We start from the raw sequence: 26,483 nt of genomic DNA, 5'->3' as shown, positions 1-26,483 counted from the left end.
GGGAATATATCTTCTATTTTAACTATGTTAAGATTATGATAGAACAATATAGAGGTGAATAGACTTTGATGAAAACAGATAAACCGTCTTTTATGATAGTAGATGGCATGGCGCTGTTGTTCCGTGCTTTTTATGCGACAGCCATGTCCGGGCAGTTCATGGTTAATTCTAAGGGACTACCGACGAATGGTGTCCAAGGGCTACTTAAGCATTTATTGCTGGCAGCAGATCAATTCCAGCCGGACCATTTGGTTGTATGTTGGGATATGGGCAGCAAAACATTCCGCACAGAGATGTTTAAAGACTATAAAGCAAATCGCAGCAAGCCTCCAGTGGAAATGATACCGCAATTTGATCTCGCTAAGGAAGCCGTGGCGGCATTCGACATCCCCAATCTCGGAATTGCAGGCTTTGAAGCCGATGATTGCATCGGTACATTGGCCCGTTCGCAAAGCCAGGATTTCCAGATCAGCATTTTAACGGGTGACCAGGACTTCCTTCAATTGATTGATCCGGATATTTCCGTTATTCTGCTGAAAAAGGGCTATGGCAATTATGAAGTCCATAACGAAGAAACCTTTTTCGAATGGAAGGGAATTACGCCTAGACAGATGATTGATCTCAAGGGAATGATGGGTGATTCAGCGGATAATTATCCGGGAGTGAAAGGGATCGGAGAGAAAACGGCCATTAAACTGTTGCAGCAATACCAGAGCGTCGAAGGCATCCTGGAAAACTTGGATCAGTTAACAAAGGCCCAACGGACGAAATTTGAAAACTCGCTTGAGATGCTTCATATGTCACGTGAACTGGCTACCATCAAATGCGATATTCCGCTTCAGTGTCCGTTGGATGACTCTATTTTTATGTTCGACCACAATAAAGTCGCGGATATGGTTCGTGAGCATGAGTTAAAAACCTTATACCGCCGCTTTTCATAAAGCAAGAGAAAAAGGCTGCCTTTTGCAGCCTCTTTTTATGTCTAAATTATTGTGCCCGACTGCTTATTTCAGATGAAACGAAAGCAAGTTCCTCCTGGAGGTTAAGTAATCTAGTGGCTTTATCGTCTTTATTTTGGATAATTCAGGTAAGTGAATTATGATCTTCGACAGATTGGCTAAAATCTCCCTTTTTCCATCTCTCCGCTATTTGTAGCAATTCTTCTTTAAAGGGAGGATTTTCAAGGCGGATGACTCGTAGAATCAGTTCTATATTAGCCTGATCCATCACAAATGCTCCATATCCACGGTTTGTGTCCACCTTTTGATGCACCATCATATCCATTGTCCTTACGATTATTTTCATGTTTGGTTTTTTGCCAAGAAGGCCGTTATGGCGCTGATCAAGTTTCTCTTTTGTTAACATGCCTGTTAATTCATTTCGTTCTTGTACATATTCTAACCAAATTTTATCCTTTTCTTTTTCTTGCTGATTGTAAGTCCACCAATAAGTAACTAGAATGAGCAAAGCCGCTATTGCTATGGCGCGCATTATCCTGACGATTGCGGTTGCTTGTGTTTTCCTTACCATTTTTCCACCTCACTTTATACCCATATATTAACAAAAATAGATTTTTTACACTATATGTAATTGAGCCGCTATAATGAGTTTTGGCAGCGATTATGAGGCATTGGAAACTTTTTCATTATTTAATCGTATACAAAGAAGGGGGGAATCAAGAATGAATACATATGAATACAAAACAATTAAAATTGAAAGTAAAGGTTTTTTTAAAACAACAATCGATAACGATGCTTTATTGAATGAATATGGGGAAGCGGGATGGAAAATGGTTACTTCCTTCGCAGAACAATTTAACGGAACCACGACAGCTGTGTATTATACATTCATGAAGGAAAAATAATGGGAAGATAGGGCGGTTTTCTTGGCTGTAGAATCGCCCTTATTTCGCATGGGTTTTAGCATAAAAATAGGCGGAAAGCCGTGAATGCAAATAGTGATATAAGCTACATTCAGAATGACGAAACATACAGAAAAACATAGTATTTTGAATCATTTTACGATAAGATGGTGATAGAAAACGAACTTTGTCGAAAGGGTTGTCGCTTAAGGATGACTGTAGATCAGTATATTGAAAAGCTTAGCTATAAGGGGTTTTCTTTTGGAGAGGATGCCTTAGGTTTCATTTATTTTGGCAAGGAATTGACCGGTTCCAGTGATTTAGTAGTCAATACAGCCATTGAAATTACATTGAAGGCGCAAAAAACATTTGATGGCAGTTTCTATGTTTCGTTATTGGAAGGTCTGAAAAAAGAAGGGATCACGACCCGAAGAGCGGCTTTCAGATTTGCGGAATCATACAATTTGCTTGTATAAGCATGGAAGGTAGCCGTAAATGGCCATGCAAGAGCCTAAGATGAATATTATTTATAAATGTATTTCGTTCTTGGATATACCTAAACCACAAATAACGCCGCAGGGGATCGGGGTTATTTTTTATGTTGTCGTTAGGCTGGCCAATGCAAGGAGGTTGATTTGGAGCGTGCACGCATTGGCCCGTAAAAGCCGAATGCATGCACTTCATTAACTAACTTCCTCCATTATTTCTTCATCCGGCATCTCTTCTTTCTTTTTCACAGGGATTTCGGCTGCGATGATACCAGCAAAAATCAAGCAACAGCCCACAACCATGCTGATTGTGAATGTTTCGCCGATCATGATGAATGATGTCAACGCAGCGAAGACGGGTTCCAGTGAAAAGATAAGGGCAACCCTGGCGGCTGTGGTATATGCTTGGAAATACGTCTGCGCCAAAAAAGCAAAGGCTGTAGCGAAGATCGCCGTGATCAATAAGGCAAAGACTACTTCTTTTTTCAGCAGAATATCCAGTTGGAACTGGGTTTTCGGATGTTCGAAAAGCAGGCTGCAAATAAAGGAAAGGGCAGAGACGGTTCCGATTTGGACCAGCGTTAAAGGAAGAGCACTACAGTGTCTAGCATATTTTCCGGTCGTAATGATGTGCATCGCAAAACTGATTGCGCTGAGCAGTACGAGAAAATCACCCATGCCGAACGAAGATGCCTGCAGCGCAGTGATCATATAAAGGCCGATCGTTGCGCTAGCTACCCCGATCATCATATTTTTGTTTAAACGTTGTTTTAACAAGAAGAAAGAAAGGAGCGGAACAAGAACTACGCTTAAACCGGTAATGAAGCCGGCCTTGGCAGGGGTGGTATAGAGCAAGCCAAGCGTCTGCAGGCCATAGCCAAGACAAAGCCAGAATCCCAGGATGATACCTGAAGTAACGCTTTTTCTTGTAAAGTGGCTTTTCTTTTTGTCCGTAAAAAAGAGATAAAAAAGAAACAATGCCAAGAATGCAAGGAAGAATCGGATACTGTTAAAGCTGAATGGGGCCAAAAAAGAGATAGCGTCCTGGACGACTACAAATGTCGCCCCCCATACAAATACCACCGCCAACAAGGATAGGTCGGCAGTTACGGATTTATTCATTACGCATCCCTTCTTTACTTTTAATGATAGCCCGGCGCGCCAGCTCATCGGCGCTTTTATTTTGAGTGCTTGGAATCCATTTGATGAAGAACAGCGGGATATTCCTGCTCAATGAGACTGCTTGTTCGAGTAAATCGGCATATTTTTTATTTTTGGCGAATTCCTTTTCCATAGCGGACCAAATCGCTTGTGAATCGGTGCGAAAGGAAACGGACTGGATGTTTTTTTTACAGCAGATTTCAAGCGCTTTAATCAGGGCCCAATATTCTGCTTCATGATTATCCATCATGCCGAGCGGAATGGAATAGCGTTCGACCGTTCCATCGATCTTCATGAAAATGCCAGCGCCGCTTGGACCGGGATTACCGGCGCTTGCCCCGTCTATATATACTTCAATCACTATATTCTCTTCCTTTCAATGTATGTTTCTTTCTTTTTACTATATCTAAATTTTTAACCGTTTAAAAGGGTAAAGAAAGTTAGTTTCCAATCGGTTTCTCCTTATTTTCGCAAAAAAAGGAAGCATTACGCTTCCTTCGTCATAGTTTCATCTTTAAATGTAAATCGTTTCGCGATGTAGCCGAATGGCGTATCAAGTACGGAAACGATGAATTTCAGCAAGTAAGTGGTAATAAAGATTTCAATCCACACATCCATAGGATACTCCCCGATAAAAGCGATGGATGTAAAAACGAGCGTATCAAAGAATTGGCTGATAAGAGTGCTGCCGTTATTGCGGATCCAAAATTGGCGGTCTGTAGGGAATTTTGTGCGTATCCATGAAAACAAATGTACATCGAGGAATTGGCTTACTAAAAATGCGGCTAGACTTCCGACAGCCAAACGAGGCAATAAGCCGAATAGCGTTTCCATCGGTTCCTGTGCAAAATCGCTGCTGCCTGGTTCGAACAACAGTACCATCTGCATGATCAGCGTCATGCATAACAACGTAAAGAAACCCATCCATACAGCTTTCTTGGCTTCTTTCGCTCCGTATCGTTCATTGATAATATCCGTGACAAGGAACGCGCTTGCGTACATGGCATTTCCCAATGTCGCGGTCATCCCGAAAATCTCAATCGTCTTGACCACCTGAAGATTAGCCAGGACGGTCGCAAAGCCAACCCACACAAATAATCCTGTTTTACCGAATAAACGATAAATCAGGAGAACAAGTGAAAAGTTGATCAATGTAAAAACCAACCCAAAAATTTCATTAAACATATTGGTCCTCCTTAGTTTTGGTGACGGGGGAGTTTGCGAACCCCGGTGTTAAAGTTGTGGTTGAAAAGCCTTGTGAAGCGTTGATATATAAGGGTTTGTCCAACTTATTCGTTTTATTTCATTGCCTAAATCTTCCTGGTTCTTACTACTAAATTCTAAGGTTTTCTAAAAAAACGTGACCATAAGTGTGACCATATATACTAAATTCATCAGGGCATTTTCAAAGCAACATTATTAATGATAGGCTAATACGAGAATGATTACAATAGATTTTTCAATAGGTAATTGAAGGAAAGTAGTATTGTTACGTTATACTCCCTTATAAATTTGAGACGAGATAAATCGTCTCTTTTTTTTACATTGAATGAGAACGTATGTTTTGGTATATTATATAGGAACAAATGTTCTGTAAAGGTGGGATAAAAATGAAGGGGATATTGATAAGAGGTTTTGAAACTGGAGAGCTGTTAGAAATGATTTATATGGCGAAAGATAATGCAATCAGTCAAAGGAAAATTAAAATATTACAAATCAACAACACATATATACGAGCTTATTGTTACCTAAAAAATCAAATTAGAATCTTCAAGCTTGAAAATATCTTGTCAGTATCTCCAACGATTAAGAGGGGTGCTTAACGTGAGTAATGATCCATTTAAACGAGTTAAGGATAGGGGAATAGTAAAGTGGCAGGGAGCTTTCTTTATGCCTGAACAAGTTGGTATGATGAGGCAAGCTGAACATGATTCATGGAAACAAGCGAAACCAGAACATGCAAATGAGTTACTAAAATCATTTGTGAAAAGAATTAAATACCATAGAGCAGTGCCACCACATTTGAAAGATTTTCATCCGAACACTAAGGAAAGAAGATCGTTAGGCTTTAATATCGAAGTGGAATTTTATGATATTTAACTAATTTTGAGACAGTGTAATTTATACCCTGTCTCAATCCATTTTTAGGATATCAAAAACTTATAACAACATTTTGAAGGGCTACCACGTTATCTTTTTTGGTTAATATTAACTACTGAAAGTATTATTTTCCTAAAATTTTAGGTATTTATCATTTAGTGTAAAATTAAGAAATGAAGTAAAATTATATCTGGATTTCATTATTTAGGGATTCAGAAAGGGGATATTATGAATAAAAATAATATCAGAAAATATTTAATATATGTTATTGTGTTTGCTTTAACGTTAACATATATACCATTTAATAATTTTGTTGTCCGTGCTGCTGAGTCAAATGATGGAAAATCAACAAAAGAGTTAAAAAGAACAGAAGAATTACCTGATAAGAGGACAGAAAACTCAAAAACTTTCCTAAATTCGGATGGTTCATACACAACTAAGATTTCGCAAACACCTATACATTTTAAGGATCAAAAAGGTGCTTGGAAGGAAATTAGTAATGAGTTAATAGAGACTCAAGATAAAAAAGAATACACAAATAAAGCGAACGATTTTTCTGTTAACTTTCGGAAAGAGTTTGCAAAGGGTGATCAAACAGTTAGTTTAGAAGATGGGGATAAATCTATAAATTTTGGTTTAGAGTCTTCAAATAGTGACAGCCTTACAGCAAAAAGTCGATCCGTTGTAAAACCTATTTTGGGAATAGTAGACGGTGATTCTATCACTTATCCATCCGCAATGAAAAATGCAGATGTACGATATAGCGTTGGCACAGACCGTATTAAAGAGGATATTGTTTTTAATGAAAAACCTTCAACAGATTTCCCTGATAAATTCACATACAAAATGAATTTAAATGGACTAGAAGTACAAAAAGAAGAAGATACCATTTACTTGGTTGACCCTAATACAAATGAGAAATTATATTATTTTGATGCTCCTTTTATGTATGATTCATTTAAGCCTAATGGCTATACTTCGACTGATGAAATAAAATCAATTCCTGAAGAAGCTTTATCCTATGATGTTAATTTAGACTATGAACTAAAGGGTGAGGAACTCATCATAGAAGTGATTCCTAATAAAGAATGGTTAAATAGTCCGGAGCGTGTTTATCCTTTAACTATTGATCCTACAATTGTGAGACTTCAATCAACGCCATTTGCTGAGGATACTAATATCCGAAGTGGATTTCCTACGCAAACTGGTGGAGACGATCTTGAATTAGGTGCTGGTACATCGGGTGGAAACGTCATCAGAAGCTTGGTGAAATTTGATCTTTCTTCAATCCCAGTAGCATCAGAAATCCTCTCATCAAGTTTGAACTTGTGGTTCTCTTCCTCAAATAATATTGCTGAGACAACTGTAAGTATGTATAAAATGAAAGCTGATTGGGAGGAAAACCAGGCATCTTGGACTTATGGGAAGACACAAACTCCTTGGGTTAATAAAGGCGGGGACTATGTTACAAGCAATAAGCTAGGTTCTGTTACACTAGGTATCCCAGGGAACATTGATGAAAATATGAAAAAATGGAATCTTCCTACAAACATAGTGCAGGATTGGTTATTAAATCCTTCTAATAATTATGGAGTAATGTTAAAAAGTGATACGGAAAATGTAAACTACTATAAAAAGTTTGTAAGTAGTGAACAATCTATTGCTGCAAAATATAAACCTTTATTAACAATTACTTATAAGACTAATGCTCGTTTAGGTTTAGAAAATTATTGGTCTTATGATAGCCATCCTTTAGTTGATGGTTCTAGCTATACCAATTTAACAACTAGTAACAATGTTGTACAATATGATGATCTCTCACTCTTAGGACGTGCGGGCTTTGGGTTTACATTTAGTCGAACATACAATAGTAAAAGTAGAGAATCTTCGGCTTTGGGCTATGGTTGGACATTTACAGGTAATCAAAAACTCTTATTAAATGTTAAGCAAACTGCTAATATAATTAATTATCAAGACGAAGATGGTACTGATCACGAATTTTTGTATGACGAATCTACTGCAACTTATTACGCACCAGCTGGTAGATATGAAAAAATAAAGAAAACCTCAGCGGATATGTACACGATGTATGACAAGAATGGTCTACAAACTATCTTCAAAATACGTGGAGTATCATCAGATACTGATGTAAAAGTAGCTTATATAGATAGTGAAATTGATCGTAATAATAATAAAATTAACTACAGATATAATAGTCAGAATCAGTTGGTGGAAATTAGCACAGACCTTGGGGAGTCTTTAAATAAAGTATTAGATATTAGGTACAACAGCCAAGGACTTATAAGTAACATCAACTATGACGGAAAGCAATTTGTATATCGATATGAGAACGGTTTTCTTGAATATGTAGACGAATTAAAAGAAGAAGGTGGTACAAATACCACTACACAATTTGTCTATAAAAATGAAATTCTTGATACTATTATTGATCCTAAGGGTAGAAAAACAAGCTATACGTATCAAAACGGTAACATAACAAAAGTTCAAGAACCTCAACAAGATAAAAGTACAGATGATACTGATCGTCCAGGAACATTTTACACTCTGGATATTCCTAATAAAGTCGCAACAGTAACGGATCCTGAAAATAATACAACAACTTATTGGGTTAACGATAATTTTGTAAAAATAAAAGAATCAGATTATTTGGGGAAAATTACGAGTTATCAGTTAGATGAAAATTATAATGTGTTAAGTGAGAAAGAGACAGAAGAAAGTAAAATTATAACTGTTCAAACAAATACTTATGATTCAAATGGTAATTTAACATCAACTAAAGATGCAGAACAAAACACTGAAACTTATCAATACACAACATTTTCGAATATATTAAGTCATACTGACTCGACACAAAAGGAAAGTACGTATGAATACTATGCAAATGGGAATTTGAAAACATCCATTGTACCAAATAATTCGGATTTCCTAACTACTAATTTTGAATATGATTCATATGGAGACGTGAAAACTAAGTCTTCCTCAGATGGAATTAAAGAGACGTATAACACGGACTACTCAAATTCAATTAGGACAACACAACATAAAGATCCAAATGATATTGTAACAGAGTTTAAAACTGATTTAAGTGGTAATCTTTTATCTAATAAAGATGGAAAAGAGCAAGAGACGAATTATCATTACAATTTAAAAAATGAATTAGATAATGTGAAAGATGCTAAACAAAAAGATACAAAATATACCTATGATAAAAATGGTAATTTAGAAACTATTACTAATGCTCAGAAAGCGGTAACTAAATTTGAATACAATGGCCAAAACTTAATCTCAAAAGAAATAAATCCATTAAATAAAATGGTTTCCTACAGATATGATGAAAATGGCAATACTACAACTATTGCTAAAGCAGATGGTAAATCACTGCACTATGCTTTTGATACTAACAATCGATTAGAAGGTGTATTTTCTGGTACAACTCAACTATGGAAATATAAATATGACGAAAATGATTTGGTTATAACTGGAGAAAACGACAAGTTTTTAAAGCAGATTTCGTATTATGATAATGGGTTATTAAAATCAGTGAAATATGATGGTGTAAATGGAAATACAACCTTTACATATAAAGGTGATCAATATATTTCTGGTGTAGAATATCCCGGTTATAACGGTTTTGCTGAAATTGAATACATTCCAGATAACTCTTATAAAACTTCAACGATAAAACGAAATGGTACTACATTAGTATCTCTTGGATATGATAAATCCGGTATGCCAGCTGTAACTACATTTGCAAATGGGAGTAGTTTAAATAAATCTTATGTTAATGGAAGGTTAGATACTGAAATCTTGCAATCAAAATCTAATATAACATTTGATACATTTAAGTATGACTATGACAAGAACAATAATATAACAAGTAAGACAACCAATAAGGGGAAAATATTATATGAATATGATTCCTTGGATCAATTGACAAAAGAAACGTTACTTGATGGAACTCAGGTTACTTATGCCTATGATAACGTTGGTAATAGAACTTCTAAGCAAATTATCAAAAATGGACAAAATACAACAATTATTTCTAAATATAATGCTGACAATCAGCTAGAGCAGGTTGGTGATAAAGATTAAAAATATGATGACAATGGTAATTTAATTTCAGATGGCTTAAAAACTTACTTTTATAATGATTTGGATCAACTAATTAAAATTTCAGACTTGACGGGAAAAGTTATTGCAGAGTATGGCTATGATGAAAAAGGGAACAGAGACTTTAGCAAAGACAGTAACGGCATTACTTTTTATCAATATGGAGCAGCCGATCAAGTTCTCTATGAAATGGACAATAACTTAAAAATAACTAAAGAATATACTTATGATGATAATGGAGTACCTGTCACTCTAATTTATAAAGGTGTATCTTACTATTATCTAACCAACTATCATGGCGATGTTTTAGGATTGACTGATAAAGACGGTAATTTAGTAGCTTCCTATTCCTATGATGCATGGGGAAACATTTTATCACAAGATGGAGAGTTAGCAGAAGTAAACCCGTATAGATACGCTGGGTATAGATATGATGAAGATACTAAATTATATTATCTACTCTCTCGCTATTACAATGCTAATGATGGAAGGTTTATTACAAAAGATTCTTTTAAAGGTGACTTAAAACAACCATTATCCTTAAATCTTTATGCTTATACAGAAAATAACCCTGTTAAATATGTTGATCCTAATGGATATAGAAAAATCATTTCCATCAAACTAGCAGGTGCGATATTTAATACTATAATAGGGCTAGCTGTTGGTGCAGGTGTACTAGGTATTCAATCATATATCATAAAAAAAGGTGCAAAAGCAGCGGCAAGAGTATTTACCAGAACAATAGTTAGTAGATTGCAGGCATGGGGAGCTAAAAAGCTTGCATTTGCCGTTAGTTTTGCAGTTACCACCGCAATGAATTATTTAGATGTTGGCACACGGATAGCTAAGGTTATTGATAGATATGATCGTCATCCTAGAAATAATTGGCTGGACGTTTAATTGCAGACTACAAAATAGAAAATGAGGTAGTAATTTGAAAATTAAAACTGTTTTACAATTCATTGCACTATTTATTTGGTTGGTAATTTTTGGTTATATAAACGAATGTTTTGACATCCGACAAAATTTATTATATTTTACCTTTTATTCAATTTTTGGATTTTTAGTCGCCATATTTATTTATAAACTTTTTGGAAAAAATAAATAAAATGAAGTTCCTCTAAGTGTTTATTATATTTTTTTCAATAAGGTTATCGATATGAAAGGATACAAAGCTAGTTGTTTTCATGTACCTTTGATTTTATTCTAAAAGGTATTAATGAATAAAATATTCTAATAGTCAAGTGAAAGGAAGTCCCTACTAAATAGTGCAGGGACTTTCTTGTTTAATTCTTTAGTTTATCTTATTTACTGCCAATAAACAATCCACGATCATAAGCAACAAATAACAATGCCAGAGCATCATCTAATGTAACCGAAAAGGGAAAAATACTTTGCTAATCAATTGAAGGAACATTGCTATCCAGTCCAGCGATGACCGCAAAATGGGAATCGTATTTTAAAAAAAATCGGGAATGCCGAAGGTTCTCAAGAAGTCTTTCTAAGAAATATTGAAAAGTTTATCAATAAATTGATAACAGAAGCACCGAAACAGTTAAATGTAACGAACAGTATTAATCAAAGCATAAAGGCTATTCAAGAAGCTGACTCCATTGCTATTTGCCCTGCTTGTAAGAAAGGACATATAAGCTTTAAACGCTCGTTCTATGGTTGCTCTGAATACTCCAATGGATGCAAACAAAGCTTCCCTTCTGAAAAGCTTGGTAAAAAGATAACAGAAAAACACGTTAAAGACTTGTGCGTAAAAGGAAAGACTGCTGTTATCAAAGGACTACAATCCAAAAATAAAGAGAAAAACCCTTTTGATGCTTCTTTGATTCTTAAAGATGATGGCTCTTTGTCTTTGGAGTTTGCTTCAAACAAACCAAAACCGAAGGTGAAGAAATATGCTAAATGATGATTTATGTTCTAAATTTCCTGATTGCAGATATACAGAAACAATAAATTTCAAATAAGAGACAGAGGCTGGGACAGAACCCTCCTCTAAAATGAAAAAGCCGGTGAAATTTTACAATGAGTAAAATTTCACCGGCTTTGATTTTTTTCAAAATAAAATAAGGACATTCTCTGTTAAAATTAAGTTACCACACAAAACCAAACAGAAAGAAGTGTCCTTATGTTTAAAGATTATAACATGAATCAATTAATTTTGCCTTTAGATTTAGAAGTCAGATTACAAAAGAATGATATCGCCTTCCATGTACACCACTTAGTTGAAAGTATTCCTCATGAAGCGTTTGAACCATTTCTGCGGAATGAGGGTTGTCCTGCCTATCATCCACGCATGATGTTGAAAATTATCCTATGTGCCTATACACAATCTGTCTTTTCAGGTCGGAAAATAGAAGCCCTTTTAAAGGACAGTATTCGTATGATGTGGCTGGCGCAAGGATATGAACCAAGCTACCGCACCATCAACCGTTTCCGTGTTCAACCTGAAGTAAAAGAATTAATCCGCCAATGTTTCGTTCAATTCCGTTGCCAGCTCGTCCAAGAAAAAATCATTGATCAAGAAGCCATCTTTATTGATGGAACGAAGATTGAAGCGAATGCGAATAAGTTTACGTTTGTTTGGAAGAAATCCATCGAGAAGTATCATCAGGGATTAATCGAAAAATCAAATCATCTATATAAAGAGCTGCTTAAAAATGAAATCATGCCTCAAATTGTACAGGAAAGTGAAGAAGAGTTAACGTTGGAAGAGCTCACTCAAATCGTTGAAAAAGTAGATGAAGTGATTTCTGAGTACGATCAAAAAATAGAGGCATCAACGAATGGAGCCGAGCGAAAAGCGTTGAGAAGTGAACGGAAATTCCCAAAACAAGCACGAAAACAATTAATGGACCATATCCAACGAAAACAGAGATATCAAAAAGACTTTGAAATATTCGGCACACGAAATAGTTATTCAAAGACAGATCCCGACGCGACCTTTATGCGTATGAAAGATGATTATATGAAAAATGGTCAATTGAAAGCCGGTTATAATGTACAAGTGGCAACAGAAGGACAATACGCGCTTGCCTACAGCCTCTTTTCGAATCCAACTGATACCCGTACATTAATCCCGTTCTTAGACCAAATTGAACAACATTATTTTGAGTTGCCAAAGCACATCGTCGCAGATGCAGGATATGGAAGTGAACAGAATTATGATGATATCCTTTCAAATCGTAAACGAGAAGCGTTAATTACCTATGGAATGTACGTGAAAGAGCAAAAGAAGAAATATAAACAAAACCCATTCAATACAGCGAATTGGCAGTATGACAAAGAAAAGGATGTATACACGTGTCCCAACCAACAACAACTTGTCTTTAAAAATTATTCAGTACGAACAGATAAAGAAGGCTTCACACGTGAATTTAAGATTTATGAGTGTGAAAACTGTTCAGGATGCCCATTGCGTTCCTCATGTACAAAAGCAAAAGAAGGAAACCATCGAAAAGTAATGGTGAATGAAAAATGGGAACAACAAAAAGAATACGTAAGAGCGAAGCTTTCAGAAGAAGAAACGAGTTCCATTTATCGTAAAAGAAAAATAGATGTGGAACCAGTTTTTGGATTCTTGAAGGCTAATTTGCATTTCAATCGATTTTCAGTTCGAGGAAAATCGAAAGTTGAAAATGAAATGGGCCTTGCATTAATGGCCGTGAATTTAAGGAAATTCACGGCTAACAGGTAAGGATGATTAGAGAAGAATAGAAAAAAGTGAAATTGAGCGCACTCAATTTCACTTTTTTCATTACTTTTTTCATTATTGAAGCTAGTTCTGTCCCAGCCTCATCTCTTATGCTGTATATTTGAAATAAAGAAATTGAATACCTGAATAGTGAGGAGAGTAGAGGAGATGTACGAAGAGTATAGCAAGCAGTGTTTACCGTCAAAGGAGTACAGAGAATTAATTGGTAGTGCAATTTGTATTTTCAATTCTAACAATGCATTTATCATAGAGAATATACTCAGAAATGATGAAAGCGATAAGTATAATTGGCATAAATTAATTGATTACCCTTCGGGAGAGTTGAGTCAACCAATAAAAGAAACAATAACTAAGATTTCCGGAAAAAAATATCTGCTTGTTTTTCCGATATAGTGCCAATGAGAAATAGGATTGTACATAGCTTTCAAATCACTTTTAATGATGAGCAAATTTTAGCTACCAAGCAAAGGAATGGAAAGCAATTTCATATTACAAAGGAATATTTGTATGATTTTATTCAAAAGAATGATGAATTAAGCAGATTACTTTATGAATCTATAGAATAATTGCTTATTCAAAAGGACGCAATTGTTGCAGATTAAAGGGAAACGGGGGTTGGAATTATGAAAAGAATAATATTTTTTGTTTTAGCATTTAGTTTACTTTATGGCGCCGAATCGGAAGCAGCTAGTTTTTCAGACGTTACAAAACAACAAAGGTTCTATGGTGATATAAAGTTTTGGGGAGAAAAAGATGTCCTAGTAGGATATTCAAATGGTACATTTCGTCCATCCGAATTTATTAATAGAGGTCAAACAGCTATTGTTTTAGGAAGAGCATTCAAGCTAGAACCTAACGGAGTTTCAAATTTTCAAGATATAAAATCACCCGTTACTAGTTCATATGTTGCAGCTGTAGTTAAAGCAGGTTTTATGACGACAAAAGATACAAAAAACTTTTATCCTAATGAAGTAATAACTCGCAGCCAAATGGCTCAAATATTATCTAAAGCTTTTAAAATTAACACAATTAAACCCAATAGACCTTCTTTTCATGATGTGGATTCTAATACCTATGCATTTAAAGATATAATGAAAGTAGCATCTTCAAATATTTTTACAGGTTATCCAGACGGATCTTTTCGACCAAATAATCCTGTAACAAGAGGTGAGATGGCACTTCTTTTATCAAGAGGATTTTTTCCATATGCAAACAAATAGAGATGAATAAACCATTACAATCAAAATAGCTATCTATTTCATGATAGCTATTTTTTTGGTGCGCCCGGCATGAGTGTAAGCTTTAGGGTGAAAGTCCCGAGCCTCGAAGGCAGTAGTAGGGGTTAGCCAAAGACAAGGGTGTCCGTGGTGACGCGGAATCTGAAGGAAGTCGGCGGCAAATCTCCGCCCCAAGGAACACGAACTGCATACAAGGCTAGCTATCATTGAGTGAGTTTGCCAAACAAAACAAAGCTCTTACTGCCAAAGGTGATAGAGAGTAAATGCAGTGGGGACATGGAGAGAAAGCGTGCATCCTTACCCGGGGAAAAAAGCCAATGCGAATAAACGTATTCGTACAGAACGTGTCCAAGTTAAAGTAGTCCAAGAAAATGAACAGGACCTTGCCATCATTAACGGGTTTCGCGCGCAGTACGGAAAGAAGCCGTTAAAAAGAAAAGGGGATCAACAGATAGAAAAGAGAGAGCTGATTAGCCCTGTCGATCCCGATGCCCGTTTATCAGTCAAACATGATGAAAGAGGAAGATTTGCCTACTATGAACATCGGCTGGTGGATTCCCTACATAACTTCATTATCGCTACAGATGTTACAGCCACCAATGTGCCTGGACATCGAGTATTGATTCAACAACTGGACACACGGAGGGATTTCTTTGGTCAATATGCCAAGGAAATCGCCCTGGATGCCGGTTATTATAACACAAAGTTGGCGAAGCAATTATTTGAGCGTAAGCTTTTTGCCTATATCTCCTATCGTCGTTTTCCATCAAAAGAACACCCTCAGTGTAAACGTGTGCAGTTTACAAAAGTGAAGGAAGACTTATATGCCTGTCCTTGTGGAGTTCCCTTTTACTATAAAAACACGACTAGGCAAGGATATCATGAGTATAAGCCGCCAAAAGGAAGCTGTGCTCATTGCCCTTTTGCCAAAAAAGAAAAGGAAGACCGCGTCTTACGAATATCGATCCATCAAGGAACCTACGATCAATTAAGGGAGCAACGATTATCATACAGAGGGAAGATCCTTCGAAGCGTCAGACCATCGACGGTGGAACTTAGTTTCGCGCATAGTAAAGAACTCCACGGCTTACGTTATGCACGTTACCGTGGAGTTCAAAAAGTAAAAACACAAGTTTTGTTGACCGCCATCATACAAAACTTGAAAAAGTGGACCAAACTGCGTTCACTCAAGCAAATTGGCCTACACTTAACATACAAAATTATAGAAGAAACTGAATAAAAAAACAACAATACCACAAAAATGTTGTGGTATTTATATTGACTTCATCTTTTTTCAACAGCGTGCCTCCTATAAAATAGGAGGGCACTGAAAAAGTCCATATAGTTGTTCGTTGCGAGGTATTCGATGATTTTATCATCGAATACCTCGCTTTTTTTCATTTATACTAAAAGGACTAACATTCAGGTGGTGTCCCAATGATTTCAAATCAAGAAACCCTTCCTTTAAGTCCCTTTATGGCTATTTATGATATCGTCGTGCCGAAGGATCATATGCTTTGTCAAATCAATGAACTTGTGGATTTTTCCTTTGTTTTAGATGAATTAAAAACAAAATATTGTTTGGATAATGGACGCAATGCCATCTCTTCGATCCGTATGTTTAAGTACCTATTATTGAAGGCTATTTATGACCTGTCAGATGTAGACTTAGTTGAACGCTCAAAATATGACATGTCTTTTAAATATTTTTTAGATATGGCACCAGAAGACAATGTCATTGATTCCAGTTTACTTACAAAATTTCGTCGACTTCGTATACAGGATGTGGACTTATTAGACATGTTTATTGGGAAAACGGTTGAAATCGCACTTGAAAAGAAAATTATTAAGAGTAACACCATTATTGTGGACGCCACGCATACGAAAGCACGATACAATCAAAAATCACCAACAGAATTTCTGAAAGAGAAATCAAAAAATGTTCGAAAAGCTGTCTATAAAGTAGATGAATCTATGAAGGAAAAATTCCCTGAGAAAACCACTTCAAAAGAAGTAAAAGATGAATTGGCTTACTGTAAGAAAGTCATTTCAGTCATTGAACAGGAACCACAAATCGCAGAAGTCCCAGCAGTGAAAGAACGTCTGAATATGTTAAAAGAAGTGGTGAGTGATTATCAGGAGCATCTATCCTATTCGCATGATACAGAATCACGAAAAGGCCATAAATCAGCTGATTCTTCTTTCTTCGGCTATAAAACACATATCGCGATGAACGATAAACGATGAACGTCTGATTACTTCAGCGATTATTACCACCGGTGAAAAAAGTGATGGAAAGTACCTACAAGAGTTGATTGAAAAAAGTAAACGAGCAGGAATGAAGATAGATACGGTTATTGGTGATACAGCCTATTCAGAAAAAGGAAATATTGAATACACTAAAAAGCAAGACATCTCACTTGTCGCAAAGTTGAATCCGGCTATATCAGAAGGTGGCCGAAAAGACGAAGATAAGTTTGACTATAACAAGGATGCCGGCTTATTTATCTGTAAAGCTGGGCACATGGCCCTTCGTAAAGCGCGTACAGGAAAGAAAGGGCAAAGTAAAAATCAAACAGAGACACACTATTTCGATAGTGAGAAATGTAAAGTTTGCCCATTGAGTGCTGGCTGTTACAAGGAGGGAGCTAAAAGTAAAACGTATTCGGTCAGTTTAAAATCCGAAACACATAAAGAGCAACTCGCTTTTCAACAAACAGAAGAATTCAACCGTTTAGCAAAGGAACGGTATAAAGTAGAAGCGAAAAATAGTGAGTTAAAAAATGGACACGGGTACGATACGGCATCGTCAACGGGTCTCTTTGGGATGGAAATTCAAGGGGCCACCGCGCGGTTAACTTAAAACGAATATTGAAATTAATAAATGAAAAGTAGTAAGAAATAAACAAAGAAACAAGGCACTTTCTGTTCAAAATTGAACAGAAAGTGCCTTGTTTCATTTTGAAGAAAATTACGCTATTCAAAACGTAAGTTTTTCAGTGCCCTCATAAAATAGGAGGATATCGTTACAGACAGATAAGTGTTGCGCTCTTATCGGATAGCCAGTATAGCATTATGGTTGAATTTATTTCAATCATAATGCTCGCCATCCACTTGAAAGGCATGGTGTTGGCTTGTTACTGTGCATCGGACGCACTATACTGATTAGTAGAGCAAACCATCCAAACTTGCTGCAAGAATAGTACTTAACGGTCAGGAGGGCTATATATGAAATTGGTTGCAATCGATTTTGACGGAACTTTATTGTCAGCTGATGGAACGATCAGTGAGAAGAACAGAGAAGCAATTATTGATTGCCAAAGAGCGGGGATAGTCGTCGCCATTTGTTCAGGGCGATCGCTGCATGACACAAAAGAATTGCTGAAGCGCGCAGGTCTTGACTGCCCGGTTATAACAGGCAATGGCGCATTGGCTTTTCATGGCGAGGAATTGATCCAGAAACTGATTATGTCGGAGTCGGTGCTGATGGAGCTTCTGCCTTGGCTCGATGAAAGAGGCTACTATTATGAGTTGTACACAAACCAAGGGGTCTATGTGTTAAACTCGGGCAAGGATATGTTGGATCGAGAAATCGGCACTGTGTCGGATGATCCTTCGTTTTCAGCTTCATGGGCGGAAAATGAAAGAGATATCCAATTTAAGCAATACGGCATTCAATTTATGGATACCTATAAAGAACTGCAAATCGCCGAATTGGACATCTATAAAATTTTTGTGCTTTCATTCCACCGTGATAAACTTCAGTTGTTAAGGGATAGACTTAAAGATAGAAAGGATCTCTCAGTCACCACTTCGGGCTGGACGAAAGTGGAGATCGCCCATGAAAAAGCAAATAAGGGAAGCGGGTTGGCTTCGCTTGCTGCCTATCTTCATATTCCCTTGGAAGAAACAGTTGCAATCGGAGACAATTTTAATGATGTACCCATGTTTGAAGTGGCGGGCATGAGCATCGCTATGGAAAACGGCGATCCAGAAGTGAAGAAACAAGTGGATTATATAACAAGAAGCAATAATGAAGATGGCGTTGCTTTCGCTTTGTATAAATATGTATTAAAACCATAATACATAAGAGATAAAAAAAGGTGCGGATTTTCATGGATTCGCACCTTTTTTATGGCTTTAGCCTGAAAGCAGGCTAAAATACTATGCTTATTTTAAGAATAGCCGCGATAAGCCTTTTTTGGATTTTAGTTCTTGTTGTTTCTCGTAATGCGATCGATTCATCGCTTGGATCAGATATTGGTCACGGTCCCTGACAAGCAGGCTTTCGATTAATTTCTGCTGTGCTTCGATTTTTTTCAATAATTCTCGGTTAAATGCCTCTTGGCATGCGAGCGAATGGTTGATCTCCTGCAGTTGGTCCTTTACTGATGGATCAATTGGCTGAGGGGATCTATCCGATTCTCGTTTTTTGCCGCATTGAGTGAGGAAAAAACGGATTTGTTTAAGGGTGAAACCTTGGTTCCTGCTCAATTCTTTCACAAAAGCCAGCGTTTCGATGGCTTCGGCGCTCAATGAATCGGAGAGATCACCGGTAAGCGGGCCTGGTATAAATCCATTCAATTCTTTCAGCCAATTCCTTATGACGTTCACGCTCTCTCCCAAGGCGAGCGCCGCTTCCTCCAGGTTCAGTTGTGAATCATTGTTAATTTGTATAGCAACTGCCATTATGTTCACATCCTTCCGTAATCTGCGGTTTATACAAAATGGACGGGAAATCGGTTTATTCAAAAGAATACCTATGGTACTTTTAGATTTTTGCATAGAGATAGTATTCTAGGATGCGGCTGTCATTTCCTCCGTTGTTTTTTGTCTAGTTTTGTATGTATGTTCTGGAATATTGTCGCAATGCCGCTTATTCTGAGGAATGAAAGCAGACAATTTAAAAAAGCAGCCTGTTCCATTGGAAAGGCTGCTTTGATGTAATTGGGAAAAAGGCCCGCCAAGAATGAACATCTAGTTCTATTCCGTCTTAGCCTCTTCTTCATCCAAGGCCATGAATAAGCGATGGATGCTAACTTTTTGCGCTTTGTCACGATCGAGGTCTTTGCAGTACCCCATTAGATTATTGTCTGGAAATTTGGCGGTAAAAGCCCATTCCTGTGTATCTTTATCCTGTATAAATGTTAATTCTACTGTTTTTCCCTGTACGATCGTTTTTTTCTTTTCTGACATGAGCATCTCCTCCAGTATTACTATGTACCCTGATATTTCCTAGTTTAAGCGTCTCGCTGTTGTCTTACTAATCAAGAAGGTGACTGGTTCTTTCCTTTTTTTTGTATCGTCCAATGGAAAAATGATCCAGCTCCGCCCTTCGTATTGGGGACAGAAAGAACGATGAATGCCTGTTTATTTTTCTATTATAGCAAAATAAAAGATAAATATATGAAGCGTTTTTGCGGCAAGAAAGGCTGTGGACCGAGTATAGTCGGCATAGAGGGAATACAGTCTCCGTTGTGCTATACTTAAAAGCATTATAAATGTAAAAAGGATGATCAGAAAATGAGTTGGCATTTAAAACGATTCGGTGAGTTGTCGAGGGAACAATTGTATAGCATCTTGCAGGAGCGGGTGGCTGTGTTTGTTGTCGAGCAATCGTGCCCCTATCCGGAAATAGATGGCATGGATCCGGAATGCTGGCATCTGTTCAAGGAAGAGGGAGGAACAATAACAGCATATTTGCGGATCGTGCCGGCGGGGGTAAAAGGGGAATACGCCTCCATTGGGCGGGTATTGGTGAATGCCTCCAGAAGGGGAAGCGGACTTGGCCGCGATTTGGTGGCCAGAGGTATGGAGATATGCCGGAAAGAGCTGGGCCTAACGCGGATCGATATTCAAGCACAGGCCTATCTGAAGGATTTCTACGGCTCTTTTGGTTTTGAAGCAGTATCCGATGTCTATTTGGAAGATGGCATTCCTCATCTCGATATGGTGTGGAAAAGGGGAAGAAATGCATAATTGCAGGCGTATATCCGTACAGTAAACATAAAGATAGAATGGTACACAGGAGGTCCGGTTTATGAAGGTATCTATGTCGTGGACATATCGGAACAAGAAAAAACCATCATGTGACTTTCAATCGGACATGATGGATGCGAAGCAGGCGCTGATCATAGCGGATGATTTGGAAAAGACCGGAAGAGCGCATTCCTTTTATTTTATCGACAATCAGCAAGTTTCATGGTCAAAAAAGGAGTTGTCAAAGCTTCTGGAGGAAATACAGGAAGAACCTCAGGAAGTGGAAGTCTATTTCGACGGCGGTTATATGAAAGACGAAAAATTGGCTGGACTGGGCATCATTATCTATTACTTGCAGAATGACAAACGATACCGGCGCCGCCTGAATAAACGGCTGTCCGGATTGCTTTCAAACAATGAAGCTGAGTATGCCGCTTTTTATGAAAGTATCTGCGTGTTGGAAGACATGGGCATCCACCACCAGACATGTGATTTTTTCGGTGATTCCCAAGTTGTTTTGAATCAGCTTGCAGGTGAGTGGCCATGCTTTGATCCAGATTTGAACGGATGGCTGGACCGTATTGAAGAGAAAATGGCACAGTTGGCCATCAAGCCCGTATACCACCATATTGGCAGAAAACAGAACAAAGGCGCAGATGGATTGGCCGTCCAGGCATTGGAAGGAACCGATGTGGACAGCACCTTGCTGCTTTAACAAAAAGGAGATATTATGAACAGAGAAGGATCGAGGGAAGATATTTTGAAACAAGTGGATCGTACATTAAGCACCTATTGTTCTGGTTGCTTTCTGTATGCGCAAAACCGAAAAGATATGGGAAGGGCGAAGGCCCATCAATTTTGCTTGGCATCTTGCACGGTAGGCGAACAATTAAAGAATTTGGGCAAGTCATTGTTGGAATAAACGAATATATTGTAAAAATTTGGTTTGGTGGCGGAAGTTTGATAGAATAAAAGAAAAAAAGAATGGTGAATTTATATGCCGCTGAATGAAAAAGAACAAAATACGGATCCATTTAATGAGCTCACGCCGTTCACAATGGATGAAATAGAGGATTTGCTAGAACAGCTTGAGGATTCGGAGTTGAACGGCAAAGAACAGATCAACGAGGAAATAAGCACAATCGATTCGGTAAAGTTAACTTATATATCAAAAATGGTCGATGATGCCTCTTCACAGATTGAAGAGATTTTTAAGACAGTCAAACAAACAAACGCCCTTCCGTTGGATGAAATCAAATCGGAAATTATCCCGGTTATCGAAGAAGTGACTGAAATCCCCCACGTTTACCATCTGTTCAAGGAGCTGCATTCCAAAGATGAATATACACACCGCCATAATATTTGTGTAGGCGTTATTTCTGGCATGATCGGCAAATGGCTCGGCATAGAAGGGCAGGAATTGCAGGATTTGGAGCTTGCCGGCTTATTGCATGATATCGGCAAAACAAAAATCCCGGAATCGATCCTGCTGAAGCCAGGCAAATTGACAGAACAAGAGTATCTAGAAATGAAAAGGCATACCGTATACGGGTACCAATTGATCAAAAAAGTGCCTGAAATCAATGAGAGTATTGCCTTGGCTGCTCTCCAGCACCATGAGCGCGAAGATGGAACCGGCTTTCCGTTTCATTTAAAGGGCCATCAAATCCATCGCTTCGCAAAAATTACGGCAGTGGCGGATGTCTTCCATGCCCTATCTTCTGAAAGGGTATACAAACCTGCCTTCCCGTTTTACCAGGTAATTTCTGATATGAACAATGGAGTATATGGTGAATTCGACCGAACCGTCCTATATGTATTCATACGCCACATGATGGCCACCCTGGTAGGCAAAAGGGTTGAATTATCCAATGGGAATAAAGGCAGAATTGTCCTGAATGATCCGTATGATCCCATGTACTCATTGGTGCAGATTGGAGAGAGGGAATGGGTGGACTTGCAGGTTATGAAGGACATTTCTATTTCAAAAGTGCATCCTTAGTAAGATTGCCGGAAAAACAACTAGTGGAGGAGGAAAGTGGTATGGCAACCAAGATACAGCCGCAGCCTAATACAGTCCGCAGTCTTGTATCCGATTTTCAATCATTGGGCGTGCAAAAAGGCATGACCATCATCGTCCATTCTTCGTTGAAGTCCCTTGGCTGGGTATGCGGGGGCGCTAATGCCGTCGTTCAAGCCCTCATGGAAACGGTCGGAAGAGAGGGGACAATCGTCATGCCGACACAATCTGCTGAACTAAGCGATCCTGCTTATTGGGAGGAGCCGCCGGTACCTGAGGAATGGTGGGAAACAATCAGGAACGAAATGCCGGCATTTGACCCTAAGACGACCACTACGCTTGGCATGGGAAAGATAGTCGATTGTTTCCGTTCCTATGATGATGTGATACGGTCATATCATCCAACCACCAGTTTCGCAGCTTGGGGAAAACATGCACACTTTATTACAGAACATCATTCTTTAGAGTTTTCGCTTGGAGAGGAATCGCCTCTTCAGAAGATTTATGACTTGAATGGCCATGTCTTATTGATAGGGGTAGGCTATGAACATAATACGTCTCTGCATTTGGCGGAATGCCATGCAAATGCATGCTACACCTGCCAACAAGGTTCCCCGATTATAGAGGATGACCGGCGCGTTTGGAAAGAGTACGAAGAATTTTTATACGATACGGATAAATTCAATGAAATCGGCTTTCTTTTTGAAAGGAATGGGCTGGTTTCGACAGGGCAAGTCGGAATGGCGGAATGCAGGCTGATCCCGCAAAGGCAGCTGGTCGATTTTGCCACCGCCTATTTTGAAAAAAGAAAATATATCAATCAAAAACTGTAATCTGACGATTGCAGTTTTTTTATTTGACGTGTGAAAGGGTACTGAAAAGATAGCTGGCTGAAGAATAATGTCTGAATGTTTGAAAGCGAACATGTTTGGGGCTGATGTTGGGTAAAGTACAAGTAAGCAAATTCCATTACATATGAGATTACTTAATCGGCAACAGCAGAGGAGTGTTTGTGATGAAGAAGGTTTGGGACATATACATATTGGATTGGCGGCGCGTATTCCGGTCGAAAGCGGCTATTTTCCTGATGGTGTCGCTCATGGTGCTGCCTTCCTTGTATGCATGGTTCAATATAAAGGCATTATGGGACCCGTACGGCAATACGTCCGGAATCAAAATCGCTGTTGCCAATGATGACCAAGGGGCAACAATCAGTACCGGGATCGATAAGGAAAAGCACATCAATATCGGGGATGAACTCGTCCGGAAATTGATGAAAAATGAAAATCTTGGCTGGACGTTCGTCAGCAAGAAAAAAGCGGATGAAGGCGTCCGGAATGGAGATTATTATGCAAGCCTGTATGTTCCAAAAGATTTCTCGCATAATCTATCCAGCATTTTGACTGATTCTCCTGAAAAAGCAAAAATTATTTTTACGATCAATGATAAAATCAATGCCATTACACCAAAAATCGCTTCTACTGGAGCGAATGCAGTTACTAAGCAAATCACCCAGGAGTTTATCAATACCGTATCGAAATCGCTGTTGAGCGAATTTGATAAGGCAGGCGTCCAGCTTGAGAAAGACCTTCCGACAATCCGGCGTTTGGAAACGAAATTATATCAGGTGAGAGATGCACTGCCTGAAATCAACGAATTCGGCGAACAAGCTAAGGAATTAAAATCACGGCTTCCGGCAATACAGCAAAAAGCGGACAAATTGGTTTCTTTGACAGGTTACATACCAACCATCAACTCTGCCGGGCAAAGTATATTGAAGGTGAAAGACGCTTTGCCATTGATCAATCAGGCGGGCCAGCAAGTATTAGCGGTCCAAAGCAAGATACCTGAAATCAGGAATATGGCCGCTAAAATAAATGAATTGAATAATAATTTCGATACAATCAAAAACACATTGGATGATGGATTGACAGAAGCTAATCAAGCACTGACGGTTGTCAACAAAACACAATCATTGCTGCCTAAAATCCAGGAGCTGGCTAATAACAGCCAGGGTTATGTAAATGTTGCCAATGACTTTCTCGATAGTCTTGATGGTTCATTCGATAAAATATCAAGTACGGTTAAAATGAATTTGCAATTCATTAATCAAATCGCTGGAAGTGTGTCGACGGTTGCGGACCAGCTGGGCAATCATGCCATCACCCCTGATCAGGCGCTGCAATTGCTTACCCACGCTGACAGTTTACTGACTCAGGAAGTTGATTTGCTAGCCCGCCAGATCACATTCGTCCAAAATTTAGCGAATGCCGGGATCAATGGGCAGCCAATCCAGAATTTGCTGTCAACATTGACTGTTTTATCGGATCGTGTGCAATCGCAGCAAGATCTTGTCCAGAAAGCGATTGGAGCGATTAAAGCAGATCCTGGCCGCCTGCCGGCAAGTCTGCAACAAATTCAAAGTACAGCGAATCAAGTCCAACAGGATACAGGCAGGATTGTCGCTGATTATGATAGTGTTATTTTACCGACAATCCAAGCGAAGCTTAATCAGATCAAAGGCGATATTGCGAACGCTAATGATGTGGTGGCTGCAGCCCAAAAGGAATTGCCGAATGTTTCCAATCTTCTCGGGAACACTAAAAAGACGCTTCAGGATGCCATAGACATGCTTTCCAAATATCAGCGCGAGCTTCCTGCTTTGGAGAAAACGTTAAACAATGCTACGGTCCTGATTAATAATAATCTTGACAAGGTCATTGATGAAGTCAACTTCGCGGCTAGTTTCTATCAAAACGATTTTCCTGCCATGCAGCAGCAAATCGAAAAAGGAGCGGCGTTCGTCAAGAATGATTTGCCAGGTTTGACAAGCGATCTTACGCGGGCTTCGGCATTGATTTCTGAAAAAATGCCTCAATTAGTCGATGCGATTAATATCGCGAGCTCTTTATCGCAGAATGAGCTGCCTGAATTCAATAAGACTGTCCAGAATGCGGCCACAAAATTGAATGAATTGAAAGAGAAGACCAACCTTGAGGGAATTATCCATATGCTCAGACGGGATGTAAAATCCGATAGTGATTTTCTGGCGGAACCGGTACAGCTAAAAGAAGTGAAGGATTTCCCAATCGCTAATTACGGTTCAGCCAGCTCTCCATTCTATACCGCATTAGCAATATGGGTAGGGGCGCTTTTATTGGTGTCTCTGTTGTCGGTAGACGTGGAAATGCCGAGAGAAATGTACCGGCCGCACCATTTTTACTTTGGAAGAGGGCTGACCTTCCTAACGGTAGCCCTTATACAGGCAGCGATCGTCTCGCTCGGTGATATCTTCCTGCTCCATGTGGATGTGCACAATAAACTGGCTTTCTTTCTGTTCAGCCTTTTGATCAGCTTTGTATTTATGTCGATTGTTTACACACTTGTTTCGATTTTCGGGAACATTGGAAAAGGGCTGGCCATTATTCTCTTGGTCCTTCAGATTTCCAGTTCGGGAGGGAATTTCCCGATTGAAGTATCATCTGAATTTTTCCAGCGCATCTATCCTTTCCTTCCTTTCACCTACGCCGTCAAACTTCTTCGTGAAGGGCTAGGCGGAGTGATTTGGCATAATGCGATCATCTATATGATTGTGTTGCTATCCGTTGCTGTTATATTCATTTTGATTGGAACAGCATTGAAGAAGCCATTGATGAAATTGGTTAACCGTTTTACGGAAGATGCACGAAAGAGTAAAATTTTTCATTGAAAAGGCTGCCGCCGTCCATGTGACGGTGGCTTTTTATTTGAGTAAATGCTTGAACGGCCCACTAATGATATA

At 38.5% G+C, this 26,483-nt stretch carries 25 protein-coding genes and 1 pseudogene; 20 read left to right on the top strand and 6 right to left on the bottom strand.

The features are described 5' to 3' along the window. The first annotated feature begins 68 nt into the window (after window positions 1-68). Entirely contained in the window at window positions 69-941 is an 873-nt protein-coding gene (locus BN1765_RS12030; RefSeq protein WP_050615363.1) for a 5'-3' exonuclease, read from the top strand. Window positions 942-1,083: 142 nt separating this feature from the next. On the opposite strand, the gene BN1765_RS12025 is transcribed toward BN1765_RS12030, so the two are convergent. Further along, window positions 1,084-1,530 carry a DUF6241 domain-containing protein gene (locus BN1765_RS12025; protein ID WP_050615362.1) on the bottom strand — a complete coding sequence of 149 codons (447 nt, stop codon included), beginning with the start codon at window positions 1,528-1,530 and terminating at the stop codon, window positions 1,084-1,086. Window positions 1,531-1,681: 151 nt separating this feature from the next. Between BN1765_RS12025 and BN1765_RS12020 the strand changes: the two genes are divergently transcribed. After that, entirely contained in the window at window positions 1,682-1,864 is a 183-nt protein-coding gene (locus BN1765_RS12020) for a DUF4177 domain-containing protein (RefSeq protein ID WP_050615361.1), read from the top strand. A 209-nt stretch (window positions 1,865-2,073) separates the two neighbouring features. Then, the gene (locus BN1765_RS12015) at window positions 2,074-2,337 is read left to right on the top strand and encodes a DUF6123 family protein (protein ID WP_050615360.1); all 264 of its coding nucleotides are present in this window, start codon (window positions 2,074-2,076) and stop codon (window positions 2,335-2,337) included. 207 nt (window positions 2,338-2,544) lie between these two features. On the opposite strand, the gene BN1765_RS12005 is transcribed toward BN1765_RS12015, so the two are convergent. The 3 genes from BN1765_RS12005 to BN1765_RS11995 form a co-directional block, all read right to left on the bottom strand. Beyond that, window positions 2,545-3,471: a DMT family transporter gene (locus BN1765_RS12005; RefSeq protein WP_050615358.1), complete on the bottom strand. Its 927-nt coding sequence runs from the start codon at window positions 3,469-3,471 to the stop codon at window positions 2,545-2,547. After that, entirely contained in the window at window positions 3,464-3,871 is a 408-nt protein-coding gene (locus BN1765_RS12000; protein WP_050615357.1) for a reverse transcriptase-like protein, read from the bottom strand. The genes BN1765_RS12005 and BN1765_RS12000 overlap by 8 nt, the downstream gene beginning before the upstream one ends. Window positions 3,872-3,996: 125 nt before the next feature. Next, a complete protein-coding gene (locus BN1765_RS11995; RefSeq protein ID WP_050615356.1) occupies window positions 3,997-4,695 on the bottom strand; it encodes a queuosine precursor transporter in 699 nt (232 codons plus the stop codon). Between the two features lie 425 nt (window positions 4,696-5,120). Between BN1765_RS11995 and BN1765_RS11990 the strand changes: the two genes are divergently transcribed. The 11 genes and pseudogenes from BN1765_RS11990 (at window position 5,121) to BN1765_RS11940 (ending at window position 18,786) form a co-directional block, all read left to right on the top strand. Then, on the top strand, window positions 5,121-5,333 hold the full coding sequence (locus tag BN1765_RS11990) for a WYL domain-containing protein (protein ID WP_050615355.1): 213 nt from the start codon (window positions 5,121-5,123) through the stop codon (window positions 5,331-5,333). A 1-nt stretch (window position 5,334) separates the two neighbouring features. After that, complete coding sequence (locus BN1765_RS11985; protein ID WP_050615354.1) at window positions 5,335-5,610, top strand: hypothetical protein; 276 nt, start codon at window positions 5,335-5,337, stop codon at window positions 5,608-5,610. 228 nt (window positions 5,611-5,838) lie between these two features. Then, window positions 5,839-9,723 (top strand): DNRLRE domain-containing protein, encoded by a 3,885-nt coding sequence (locus tag BN1765_RS11980; RefSeq protein ID WP_050615353.1) that lies wholly within the window; start codon window positions 5,839-5,841, stop codon window positions 9,721-9,723. A gap of 60 nt (window positions 9,724-9,783) precedes the next feature. Beyond that, window positions 9,784-10,641 (top strand): RHS repeat domain-containing protein, encoded by an 858-nt coding sequence (locus tag BN1765_RS11975; protein WP_050615352.1) that lies wholly within the window; start codon window positions 9,784-9,786, stop codon window positions 10,639-10,641. Between the two features lie 631 nt (window positions 10,642-11,272). Beyond that, window positions 11,273-11,659 carry a topoisomerase C-terminal repeat-containing protein gene (locus tag BN1765_RS11970; protein ID WP_050615351.1) on the top strand — a complete coding sequence of 129 codons (387 nt, stop codon included), beginning with the start codon at window positions 11,273-11,275 and terminating at the stop codon, window positions 11,657-11,659. A gap of 219 nt (window positions 11,660-11,878) precedes the next feature. Further along, complete coding sequence (locus tag BN1765_RS11965; protein WP_050614516.1) at window positions 11,879-13,447, top strand: IS1182 family transposase; 1,569 nt, start codon at window positions 11,879-11,881, stop codon at window positions 13,445-13,447. Window positions 13,448-13,612: 165 nt separating this feature from the next. Continuing rightward, window positions 13,613-13,858, top strand: a complete 246-nt coding sequence (locus tag BN1765_RS20440; protein ID WP_230199524.1) for a hypothetical protein — start codon at window positions 13,613-13,615, stop codon at window positions 13,856-13,858. A gap of 230 nt (window positions 13,859-14,088) precedes the next feature. Then, window positions 14,089-14,685, top strand: coding sequence for an S-layer homology domain-containing protein (locus tag BN1765_RS11955; protein ID WP_050615350.1), 597 nt, complete (start codon window positions 14,089-14,091; stop codon window positions 14,683-14,685). A 286-nt stretch (window positions 14,686-14,971) separates the two neighbouring features. Continuing rightward, window positions 14,972-15,943, top strand: coding sequence for a transposase (locus BN1765_RS11950; protein ID WP_147554186.1), 972 nt, complete (start codon window positions 14,972-14,974; stop codon window positions 15,941-15,943). 197 nt (window positions 15,944-16,140) lie between these two features. After that, a pseudogene (locus BN1765_RS11945) lies at window positions 16,141-17,598 on the top strand (IS1182 family transposase). 333 nt (window positions 17,599-17,931) lie between these two features. Next, on the top strand, window positions 17,932-18,786 hold the full coding sequence (locus tag BN1765_RS11940; RefSeq protein ID WP_050615348.1) for a Cof-type HAD-IIB family hydrolase: 855 nt from the start codon (window positions 17,932-17,934) through the stop codon (window positions 18,784-18,786). A gap of 87 nt (window positions 18,787-18,873) precedes the next feature. On the opposite strand, the gene BN1765_RS11935 is transcribed toward BN1765_RS11940, so the two are convergent. Beyond that, complete coding sequence (locus BN1765_RS11935) at window positions 18,874-19,392, bottom strand: MerR family transcriptional regulator (RefSeq protein WP_050615347.1); 519 nt, start codon at window positions 19,390-19,392, stop codon at window positions 18,874-18,876. A gap of 294 nt (window positions 19,393-19,686) precedes the next feature. Beyond that, the gene (locus BN1765_RS11925) at window positions 19,687-19,899 is read right to left on the bottom strand and encodes a hypothetical protein (RefSeq protein ID WP_050615345.1); all 213 of its coding nucleotides are present in this window, start codon (window positions 19,897-19,899) and stop codon (window positions 19,687-19,689) included. 327 nt (window positions 19,900-20,226) lie between these two features. Here BN1765_RS11925 and BN1765_RS11920 point away from each other — a divergent pair, with 327 nt between their 5' ends. The 6 genes from BN1765_RS11920 to BN1765_RS11895 all read left to right on the top strand — a co-directional run bounded on the left by BN1765_RS11920 (window position 20,227) and on the right by BN1765_RS11895 (window position 26,411). Beyond that, the gene (locus BN1765_RS11920; RefSeq protein WP_050615344.1) at window positions 20,227-20,682 is read left to right on the top strand and encodes a GNAT family N-acetyltransferase; all 456 of its coding nucleotides are present in this window, start codon (window positions 20,227-20,229) and stop codon (window positions 20,680-20,682) included. Between the two features lie 61 nt (window positions 20,683-20,743). Next, window positions 20,744-21,397, top strand: a complete 654-nt coding sequence (locus tag BN1765_RS11915; protein WP_050615343.1) for a ribonuclease H family protein — start codon at window positions 20,744-20,746, stop codon at window positions 21,395-21,397. Between the two features lie 15 nt (window positions 21,398-21,412). Next, window positions 21,413-21,604: a zinc-finger domain-containing protein gene (locus BN1765_RS11910; protein WP_050615342.1), complete on the top strand. Its 192-nt coding sequence runs from the start codon at window positions 21,413-21,415 to the stop codon at window positions 21,602-21,604. 75 nt (window positions 21,605-21,679) lie between these two features. Beyond that, window positions 21,680-22,684, top strand: coding sequence for an HD-GYP domain-containing protein (locus tag BN1765_RS11905; protein ID WP_050615341.1), 1,005 nt, complete (start codon window positions 21,680-21,682; stop codon window positions 22,682-22,684). Window positions 22,685-22,725: 41 nt separating this feature from the next. Next, window positions 22,726-23,535 (top strand): AAC(3) family N-acetyltransferase, encoded by an 810-nt coding sequence (locus BN1765_RS11900; protein ID WP_050615340.1) that lies wholly within the window; start codon window positions 22,726-22,728, stop codon window positions 23,533-23,535. Between the two features lie 182 nt (window positions 23,536-23,717). Beyond that, window positions 23,718-26,411, top strand: a complete 2,694-nt coding sequence (locus tag BN1765_RS11895; protein ID WP_050615339.1) for a YhgE/Pip domain-containing protein — start codon at window positions 23,718-23,720, stop codon at window positions 26,409-26,411. Window positions 26,412-26,483: the final 72 nt, after the last annotated feature.

It is taken from the genome of Bacillus testis (genome assembly GCF_001243895.1).
GTDB lineage: Bacteria > Bacillota > Bacilli > Bacillales > DSM-1321 > Bacillus_AD > Bacillus_AD testis.
Note: the sequence above shows the minus strand (reverse complement) of the source record. Positions and strands in the feature narration are given on the sequence as shown.